The sequence below is a fragment of the Rhodococcus sp. NPDC059234 genome, from assembly GCF_042754225.1.
GTDB lineage: Bacteria > Actinomycetota > Actinomycetes > Mycobacteriales > Mycobacteriaceae > Rhodococcus_G.
Genome location: NZ_JBHZAH010000159.1, coordinates 1 through 9,469, shown reverse-complemented (window position 1 = coordinate 9,469; position 9,469 = coordinate 1). Strand labels below are relative to the sequence as shown.

General features: G+C 68.9%; 9 protein-coding genes. 5 read left to right on the top strand and 4 right to left on the bottom strand.

Annotation, left to right across the window (positions count from 1 at the left end; all coding sequences use genetic code 11):
* Positions 1-151: 151 nt before the first annotated feature.
* Positions 152-1,843: an FAD-binding protein gene (locus ACFXGJ_RS22785; RefSeq protein WP_378625205.1), complete on the bottom strand. Its 1,692-nt coding sequence runs from the start codon at positions 1,841-1,843 to the stop codon at positions 152-154.
* Positions 1,840-2,721, bottom strand: coding sequence for an alpha/beta fold hydrolase (locus ACFXGJ_RS22780; protein WP_378625202.1), 882 nt, complete (start codon positions 2,719-2,721; stop codon positions 1,840-1,842). The genes ACFXGJ_RS22785 and ACFXGJ_RS22780 overlap by 4 nt, the downstream gene beginning before the upstream one ends.
* Positions 2,722-2,879: 158 nt before the next feature.
* Here ACFXGJ_RS22780 and ACFXGJ_RS22775 point away from each other — a divergent pair, with 158 nt between their 5' ends.
* Positions 2,880-3,392: a flavin reductase family protein gene (locus ACFXGJ_RS22775; protein WP_378625199.1), complete on the top strand. Its 513-nt coding sequence runs from the start codon at positions 2,880-2,882 to the stop codon at positions 3,390-3,392.
* Between the two features lie 16 nt (positions 3,393-3,408).
* Here ACFXGJ_RS22775 and ACFXGJ_RS22770 read toward each other — a convergent pair whose 3' ends face one another.
* The gene (locus ACFXGJ_RS22770; protein WP_378625196.1) at positions 3,409-4,296 is read right to left on the bottom strand and encodes an IclR family transcriptional regulator; all 888 of its coding nucleotides are present in this window, start codon (positions 4,294-4,296) and stop codon (positions 3,409-3,411) included.
* Positions 4,297-4,494: 198 nt separating this feature from the next.
* On the opposite strand from ACFXGJ_RS22770, the gene ACFXGJ_RS22765 reads away from it, so the two are divergent.
* Positions 4,495-5,364, top strand: a complete 870-nt coding sequence (locus ACFXGJ_RS22765) for an LLM class F420-dependent oxidoreductase (RefSeq protein WP_378625194.1) — start codon at positions 4,495-4,497, stop codon at positions 5,362-5,364.
* A 23-nt stretch (positions 5,365-5,387) separates the two neighbouring features.
* On the top strand, positions 5,388-5,891 hold the full coding sequence (locus ACFXGJ_RS22760) for a nuclear transport factor 2 family protein (protein ID WP_378625191.1): 504 nt from the start codon (positions 5,388-5,390) through the stop codon (positions 5,889-5,891).
* Positions 5,892-5,953: 62 nt separating this feature from the next.
* Here the strand turns inward: ACFXGJ_RS22760 and ACFXGJ_RS22755 are convergent, their stop codons facing one another.
* Entirely contained in the window at positions 5,954-7,558 is a 1,605-nt protein-coding gene (locus ACFXGJ_RS22755; protein ID WP_378625188.1) for an acyl-CoA synthetase, read from the bottom strand.
* Between the two features lie 175 nt (positions 7,559-7,733).
* Here ACFXGJ_RS22755 and ACFXGJ_RS22750 point away from each other — a divergent pair, with 175 nt between their 5' ends.
* Positions 7,734-8,654: a 3-oxoacyl-ACP reductase gene (locus ACFXGJ_RS22750; RefSeq protein WP_378625185.1), complete on the top strand. Its 921-nt coding sequence runs from the start codon at positions 7,734-7,736 to the stop codon at positions 8,652-8,654.
* Between the two features lie 25 nt (positions 8,655-8,679).
* On the top strand, positions 8,680-9,423 hold the full coding sequence (locus tag ACFXGJ_RS22745; RefSeq protein ID WP_378625182.1) for an SDR family NAD(P)-dependent oxidoreductase: 744 nt from the start codon (positions 8,680-8,682) through the stop codon (positions 9,421-9,423).
* The last annotated feature ends 46 nt before the right edge of the window (positions 9,424-9,469 follow it).

Genomic DNA, 9,469 nt, shown 5'->3' with positions numbered 1-9,469 from the left:
CAGCCGCATCAGCTTGTCGCCCTCGACACCCTCGGCGCGGATCTCCTCCGCGTACTGCTCGATCCGATCCTGGACCTGACCCATGACTTCCCTCGGCTCTCTCGTGATGATCCGGCGGCGAGCCGCCTACTGACAGCGAACGTCCCAGCACTCAGCCGGACACGGCGGGTGTGCTCTCGCTGAGTGGGAGCGTATGCCTCGCGGCGTGCTCGACGGCGAGATATCCGAACACCATCGACGGGCCGATGGTGGCGCCCGCGCCCGCGTACTCGTTGCCCATCACCGAGGCGGTGGCGTTGCCCGTCGCGTACAGCCCCGCGATCGCGGAACCGTCGGCGCGCAGGACCCGGCTGTTCTCGTCACAGACCAGACCGCCCTTCGTGCCGAGGTCACCGGCCTCGCACCGGATCGCGTAGAACGGGCCCTTGACGATCTCGTCCAGATTCGGGTTCTTCATGGTCGGGTCTCCGTAGTACCGGTCGTAGGCGCTGTCGCCGCGGCCGAAGTCCTCGTCCTTGCCGTTGCGGGCGAAGCCGTTGAACCGCTCGACGGTCGCCGTGAGCTTGTCCGCGGGCACCCCGATCTTGTCCGCCAGCTCGGCCAGGGTCGCGGCCCTGTGCACCACACCGGAGTCGTAAAACCCTTGCGGGAACGGCATGTTCGGCAGCACCTGCGCGAACGGGTAGCGATTCTTGGCCTTCGTGTCCATCACGAACCAGGCCGGGACGTGACCGCCCTCGAGTTGGTCGTGCACGAAGTTCACGTACGGCGACGACTCGTTGGTGAAGCGCTCGCCCTCGGCGTTGACGATCACCGACGGCGGGATGCACCGCTCGGAGACCAGCGGGATCACCGCACCCATCGGATGGAGCACCGACGGCATCCACCAGGCGTCGTCCATCAGGTCGACCGCGGCGCCCAGCTGCTGGCCGACACGAATGCCGTCGCCCGTGTTCTCCCTGGCACCGGAGCTGACGTCCGCGCGGCCGTGCTGGGGCAGGTACTGGTCGCGCATCTCCTGGTTGTGGTCGAAGCCGCCGGTCGCCAGCAGCACACCGCGCCGCGCCCCGATCCGGACCGCCTTGCCCTCACGCTGGGCGACCACACCGATCACGGTGCCGTTGGCGTCGGTGACCAGTTCGGTCATCGAGGTGCGCAGCCACAGCGGCACGCCGGCGTCCTTGAGGACCATCCGTAGCCGCGCCGCGAGGGCGCGGCCGCCGGTCGCCATGTGGCGGCGACGGATGACGTTCGAGCCGACCCGCCAGGCCGCGATCATGGACGCCTTGCGGCCCCGCCACGTCCGCTTGACCATCGCGAGGTCGTGGTAGTCCTTCGAGGTGACCCACAGGCCCAGCGGACCCTTCATGCTGTTGGGACGCTGGAACTGCTCGTCCTCCTTCAGCTTTCGGGTGTCGAACGGCAGGCATTCGATGGTGCGTCCGAGGGCGCTGCCGCCGTCCTCCTCCGGGTGGTAGTCGGAATAGCCCCTGACCCAGTACAGCTTCATGTGCGGGCTGCGGTCGAGCAGCTCCATCAGCTTCGGGCCCGCGTCCACGTAGGCGTCGATCCGGGCATCGGGCACCGTCCCCCGCGTGAGGGTGCGCAGGTAGCGGCGGACTGCCTCCGGGTCGTCACCGGCTCCCTTGCGGGTCAGTGTGGGTGCGTTCGGGATCCAGATCCCGCCGCCCGAGATGGCCGTCGAACCGCCGAACTTCTTGCCCTTCTCGATGATCAGCGTGTCGAGGCCCTGCCCAGCCGCGGTGATGCCCGCGCTCATGCCGCCGCCGCCGCTACCGACGACGAGGAAATCGACGGTCTTGTCCCAGTTCTGTTCGGTCACCGGTCGCTCGCCTTCTCCGTGCGAGTGAGGAATGCCAGCACCGCGGACACCCACGCCTGCTTTGCTTCGATCATCGTCCAGTGCCCGCAATTGGGGAACACGTGCAGTTCGGCGTTCGGAATGTCCCGCATCGGAAGCATCGCCATGTCCACCGGGCTGACCCGGTCGTCGCGACCCCAGGTCAGCATGGTCGGTGCCTGCACCCTGTGCAGCTGGGCCCAGTACGGGGTCGCCCCGGACGCCCGGGCGGCGGCCGCAGTGGCGGCGAACGCCGTGCTGCTGTACATCCGGGCGGCGATCTCGAGGGTCTTCGGCTCGGTGGCCAGTTCCCACCGTTCCTCGATGAGCTGTTCGGTGACGACAGCGGGGTCGTAGACCATCGAGTGCAGCCATCGGATCAGTCCGTCGCGGGTCGGGTTGTCGGTGAACTCCATGAGCAACTTGATGCCCTCACCCGGCCCGGGCGCGAACACGTTCTTGCCGATGCCGCCGATGGTGACGAGCTTGTTCACCCGCTGTGGCGCGTTGATGGCGACGTTGGTGGCGACGATGCCGCCCATCGAGTTGCCGATCATGTGGACCGGTTCGTCGATGCCGATCGCGTCGAGGAACATCCCGACCGACGCACCGGCCATCACCATCGGGTGGCCGTCGCCGGGGTCGCTGACGCCGAAGCCCGGGAACTCGAGTACGAGGCACCGGAAGTGCTCGGCGAAGTCGCCGAGGACGCCGCGATAGTTGCGCCAGCCGGTGACGCCGGGGCCGGATCCGTGCAGCAGGAGCAGTGGCGGGCCGTCGCCGGCCTCGTGGTATCGGAGCACGCCGAGGTCTGTGGCGACCTCCCGCTTGGTGCCCTCGTAGGTGAGTTCACTCGTCATGGCGCCGACGCTTCCAGTTCTGCCGGCGCCGGGGAGGGCTGGTCTCGATCAGCGAGATCGCCTCGGGCCCGGCGAGCGCGGTGTAAGGGTGCCCACACGGTTCCACTGAACGGGATCCTGGACCGGAGCCCGGATGCCGAATTCCTAGGCTCGTTTTCATGCGTCACGAGACCACGACCACCGCCACCCACGACCCCGCCGAGCTGCGGCAGATCATGGGCCAGTTCGCTTCCGGTGTCACCGTGGTGACCGGACTCGACGAGGACGGACCGATCGGGTTCGCCTGCCAGTCGTTCGCGTCGGTGTCGCTGGATCCGGCGCTGGTGCTGTTCTGCGCCGATCACCGCGGCCGCGCGTGGCCGCGGATTCGGCGGGCGGGACGGTTCACCGTCAATGTCCTCGCCGAGTCCCAGGCAGACGTGTGCGGACGGTTCGGATCCAGCCGCGGCGCGAAGTTCGACGGCCTCGACTGGGAGCGCTCCCGTTGGGAGACACCGTCGTTGCACGAGGTCCTGGTGCGGGTGCACGCGGAGGTCGACACCGTGCACCCGGCAGGCGACCACGACGTGGTGCTCGGTCGGGTGCTCGAACTCGAGGCGGTCCGCGACGATCGTCCGATGGTCTTCTTCCGCGGGGGGTTCGGGCTCGATCCGGTCTCGGCGCGCACCTGAGGCGACCGGGGCCGACTCAGATCCAGCCGCTGCGCAGGCCCGCCACGGTCAGCCGGCTGAGCGCCTCCGCTGACCAGGTCTCCGTCACGGGCTCGACGGGCCGCGACGACCGGCGCGGGCTGCCCAGCTCGGGGTACAGCGTCCGTCCGATCTCACGGGCCGCATCGACCACCAGCGGGGCGACGCGCTCGAGCTGAGCCGTGCGAGAATCCCCGCACAGTGAGACGGCAGCCACCGGGCCTTCGTGCCCGCGAACGGCGACGCCGACGCAGGCCACCCCGCGCGCCGATTCCCCGCGTTCGAACGCCAGCCCGCGGCGCTGCCGGATCCGGTTCAGCTCGAGGTGCAGGGTGCCCAAGTCGGTGATGGTCCGTTCGGTACAGCGGTTCAGTCGCGCGCCGTCGTACAGGGCGTCCACGCGCTCCGGGTCGAGCCAGGCGAGCATCGCCTTGCCCGCCGAGGTGGACTGCGCGGGCACCCGGCCACCCACCCGCGACGGGATCGAACTCGCCATCCTGCCGCCGACCTTGTCCAGGTAGATCGCCTCGTGGCCGTCGAGCACCGACAGGTGCACCACCATGCCGGTCTGCATGTGCAGGTCGTGCAGCAGCGGCGCGGCCGCCTCCCGAACCTCCGCATGACCGCCGCCGCCGCCGATCCCGAGGGCGCGCCTGCCGAGGCGATACCCGAAGGCCGCGTGTTCGACCCAGTTCAGTTTCACGAGGGAATCGAGGATGCGGTGGACGGTCGATCGCGGCAACCGCGACCGGCAGGCGACCTCCTCGAGGGTCAGTCGAGCGGCGCGACCGTCGAACGCGTCGAGGATCAGGGTCATGCGCTCGACCATCGAGGGCGGGACCTCCCGCTTGTCACTGCGCGCGGGAGCTTCGGTGATGACAGTCATGGCGACTCCTGTCGATCCGGACCGGGTGGACCGATCCGCAAAACTGAAATGAATTCTGAAACTGTAGCAACTGAAGGTGTGATCGGGAACACCCGACCGAGAATCGCTCGTCCCGGTCATCGAGAGATCGATTCCGGGCGGGCGGGAACTGCGATAGGAACGACAGGGGTCGGCCCACCAACAGGGAGCGAGAGAGACATGCGAATCGGGATCGTCAGCCCGGTGCTGATCCAGCACCCTGCCACCCGGGCAGCCTGGGAGATCGAGGCGGGGATCACCGAGGTCGCCGACATCGCGGCCACCGCCGACCGGCTCGGCTACCACCACGTCACCTGCAGCGAACACGTCGCGGTCCCGGCGGAAACCGCCGCCGAACGCGGCGGGACCTACTGGGATCCGCTGTCCACCCTCGGCTTCCTCGCCGCCCGGACCAGCCGGATCCGGCTGGTCACTCAGGTTCTCGTGCTCGGCTACCACCACCCACTCGAGATCGCCAAGCGCTACGGCACCCTCGACCGCGTCAGCGGCGGACGAGTGACGCTCGGCCTCGGCGTCGGCAGCCTGCGCGAGGAGTTCGACCTCCTCGGCGCCCCCTTCGAGGGCCGCGGGGCGCGCGCGGACGACGCACTACGCGCACTGCGCGCGGCCCTGGGCCGTCCCACCCCCGAATACCACGGCGAGTTCTACGATTTCGAGGACTTCGTGATCGAACCGCACGCCGTGCAAGAGCACCTGCCGCTGTGGATCGGCGGCCGGACCCCCCGCTCGCTGCGCCGCGCCGTCGAACTCGGCGACGGCTGGGTCCCGTTCGGGATTCGCATCGACGACCTGGCGGCCATGCTCGCCAATGCCCCGGTGCCCGCCGGGATGGAGATCGTGCTCAACGCGGGCCGCTCCCTCGACCCGGCGGGCTCGCCCGACGCCACCGCCCGCACCCTGAGCCGACTGCGCGGCGCCGGCGCCACCGTCGCCAGTGTCAACCTCGAGGCGACCAGCGCTACGCACTTCTGCGACCAGCTCGCCACCCTCGAACAGCTGGCCCGACCGCTCGGCATCGAATTCGACTGAACCACAACCGAAAGGACCACCACATGACAGACAACACCGAGCTTGTCGGCCGGCTTGCGGAGCGTGTCCAGATGCTCGAGGACAGGCTCGACATCATGAACCTCATCAGCGGCTACGGCCCGGCCGTGGACAGCGGATCCGCCGAGGCCGTCGCCGACCTGTGGACGGAGGACGGCCGCTACGACGTCGACACCGGCGCGATGACCGGGCGGACCGAGATCGAGGCGATGGTGCACTCGCGCAACCACCAGTCGTACATCCACGGCGGCTGCGCGCACCTGGTCGGGCCGCCGCACATCGTCCTCGACGGCGACACCGCGGTGGCCACCTGCCACTCTCAGCTGGTCATGCACGACGGCGAGACCGGCACCAACCGGGTCGCCCGCATCACCGCGAACCGCTGGGAGCTCGCCCGCGTCGACGGCCGGTGGAAGGTCACCGTCCGGACGAACCGACTGCTCGACGGCCGCGCCGAGGCCCGCGAGATCCTCGCTGCCGGCGCAACCGGCGCGGCACTGTCCTTCTAGTCCGGAACCTCGAAACCGCAATCGCCGGACACCCTTTCGGGTGTCCGGCGACCTGTGCTGGTCTAGCCCCGGACCGACGCCCGACCCTCCAGCGTGGACTTGGCCCAGCGGTAGTCCGCCTTGCCCGCCGGCGAACGCACGATCGCGTCGACCGCGACAACCACACGCGGCACCTTGTAGCGGGCCACCTGTGTGCTGCAGTGCCCGATCAGGTCGTCGAGGCCCGGAGTCTCGAATCCCTCGCGGGTCTGGACCACCACCCCGACCGTCTCCCCGTACCGGGCGTCCTCCACTCCGGCGACCAGTGCGTCCATCACGGCGGGATGGCTCTTGACGGCCATCTCCACCTCCTCGGGGTAGACCTTCTCGCCACCGCTGTTGATGCACATCGAGCCGCGGCCGAGCAGCACGATCGAGCCGTCGTCGTCCACCTTGGCCATGTCGCCGAGGATCGACATGCGAACACCGTCGATCACCGGGAACGTCGCGGCGGTCTTCTCGGGGTCGCCCCAGTAGCCGAGCGGGACGTTGCCGGAACGGGCGATGTAGCCGACCTCGCCGGATCCGGGCGCGATCGGCCGCATCCGCTCGTCGACCACCCGAACGGTCGGCTTGGCGGCAATCCGCAACAGTCCGTCCGCGCCGATCTCCAGGTTGCCGTCGACGCCGGACTCCGAGGCACCGAACCCGTCTCGGACGGTGAGCTGGGGCAGCGCCGCGCTCAACTGGTCCCGCACGCTCTTGGAGAACAGCGCGCCGCCCGACCCGACCACCGACAGTGAGCTGAGATCGTGGTCCTTGGCGCTCGCGTCGATGGCGTCGGCGAGCGGTCGGGCCATGGCATCACCGACCACCGTCATCGTCATCACACGCTCGCGTTCGATCAACGCCAGGCACTCCTGCGCGTCGAACTTGGGCATCAGGACATGAGTTGCACCGACCATGAACGCAGTGAACAGCGAGTACAGCGCAGCGCCGTGAATCAGGGGCGCGGTCAGCATCCACGTCATCGGCGGGATGTGCGGGACGGCGGCCGCCATCTCGGCCGCGCTCTCGTAGGGGTCACCGAACGGGTTGCCGCCGCTGAGTGCGGCGTGGAAGAAGTCCTCGTGCCGCCACATCACGCCCTTCGGCATGCCGGTGGTACCACCCGTGTAGATGACGAACAGGTCGTCGTTGCTGCGGTCGGGAAAGTCCCGGGCCCCCGATCCGCTCTCGACTGCTGCCTCGAGATCCACGGCGCACGCCGAACCCCAGGTGACGTCAGCGGCCGGACCGACCGTCACCACCAGACCGACCTCGGGCGCGTTCGGCAACACCGCGGCGACGGTCGGCGCGAACTCGCCGTCCGCGATCACCGCGACCAGTTCCGCGTTGGTGAACAGGTACGTCAGCTCCGCGTCCACGTAGCGGTAGTTGATGTTCACCGGGACGGCCCGAATCTTCAGGCAGGCCAACAGTGCCTCGACGAACTCGGTGCTGTTGCGCATGAACATCCCGACGTGGGCCCCGGGCCCGATCCCGGCGGCATCGAGGTGGTGAGCGAGCCGGTTGGCCCGCTGGTCGAGTTCGGCGAAGGTGCGCCGCTGCGAGCCGCACACGACGGCGGTGCGATCCGGGACGGCGTCGACCGCCGCCTCGAACAGGTCTGCAAGGTTGAGCGACATCGAATGCCCTTCGGTTCCGTTGGCGAGGACGCCATCGGAGCCTCCCGCAACGCACGAATGTGTCGGCTCTCACTCTCGGTCACCGGGACCGCCCGAACCCGTCAGCCCATTCTTGCCAGAAATTAGAATGAATACTAATTTCCGAGGAACCCAACCAACACCGAAGGAGACCCTCATGGGTGAAACAGTGAGCTTGGCGGGGCGCACGGCCGTCGTCACCGGCGCGGGCGCCGGACTCGGACGGTCGGAGGCGCTCGCCCTCGCCGCCGCGGGCGCTGCCGTCGTCGTCAATGACATGGGACCGGCAGCGGAGGCCGTGGCCGAGGAGATCCGGGCCGCGGGCGGACGCGCCGTCGCCGTGCTCGGCGACGTGTCCGACTGGACGCTCGGCGAGCGACTCATCGCCGCCGCCGTCGAGAACTTCGGTTCCTTCGACATCCTCGTCAACAACGCGGGCATCCTGCGCGACAAGATGATCTTCAACCTGTCCGAGTCCGACTGGGACGACGTGATCCGTGTGCACCTCAAGGGCCACGCCGCCACCTCGCGCGCCGCCGCCGTGTACTGGCGCAACGCCAGCAAGGCCGCGGGCGGACCCGTGTACGGACGGATCGTCAACACCTCCTCCGAGGCCTTCCTCTTCGGCTCGGCCGGACAGCCGAACTACTCGGCCGCGAAGGCGGGCATCACCGCGCTGACGCTGTCCTCCGCGCAGGGCCTGGCCCGTTACGGCGTCACCGCCAACGCCATCTGCCCACGCGCCCGCACCGCGATGACCGCCGACGCGTTCGGCGAGGCCGAGGACACCGGCTCCCTCGATGCGCTCGCCCCCGAGCGAGTCGGCACCCTGGTGAGCTACCTCGCCTCGCCGGCCTCGCACGAGATCACCGGCCAGGTGTTCGTCGTGTACGGCAAGATGGTGGCCCTCATGGCCTCCCCCAAGGTCGAGAACCGTTTCGACGCAGCAGGTTCCACATTCACGGTCGAGGAGCTCGACGAACAGCTCTCGTCGTACTTCGTGGGTCGGGGACCGTACGAGACGTACGCTGCGTACAGCGTGGCCGAGCTGGAAAAGCCCGCCCTCGCGGTCGACTGATCAGGTGAACCGGAAGGAACCCGACATGAGACTTGCGGACAAGGTCGCCATCGTCACGGGCGGTGCCGGCGGAATCGGGCGTGGCATCGTCCGGGCGTTCACCAAGGAGGGCGCCAAGGTCCTGTTCGTCGACATCAACGACGACGCCGGAAACGCGCTCGAGGACGAACTCGACGGCGCCGGAAGGTTCCTGGGCGCCGACATCTCGAAGGAGGACAACGCGGCCGCGATCGTCGACGCAGCAGTCGAGGCGTTCGGCAAGGTCGACGTCCTGGTCAACAACGCCCACGCGTCGCGCCAGGCACCCCTGCTCGAGACCACCCAGGCAATGCTCGACCTGTCGTTCGGGACCGGGTTCTACCCGACGTTCTGGCTGATGAAGGCCGCCCACGCACAGCTCGCGGTGAACCAGGGCTCGGTGATCAACTTCGCCTCCGGCGCCGGCATCGAGGGCCAGGTGAACCAGGGCTCGTACGCCGCCGCGAAGGAGGCGATCCGGGCGATCAGCCGGGTCGCCGCCAACGAGTGGGCACCCGACAACATCAACGTCAACATCATCTCGCCGCTCGCCCTGACCGAGGGCGTCGAGGCGTACGTCAAGGCGAACCCCGGCGTCGAGGACGCACTGCTCGCCAAGACCCCGCTGCACCGGTTCGGCGACCCCGAGTCGGACATCGGCCGGGTCGCGGTGTTCCTCGCCAGCGAGGACGCCGCCTACATGACCGGCCAGACCCTGATGGTGGACGGCGGCAGCATCAAGCTGCGCTGAGCGGCTCCGCCGCAGTGGTGCGGTGACGGAGTGCAGGCACTCCGTC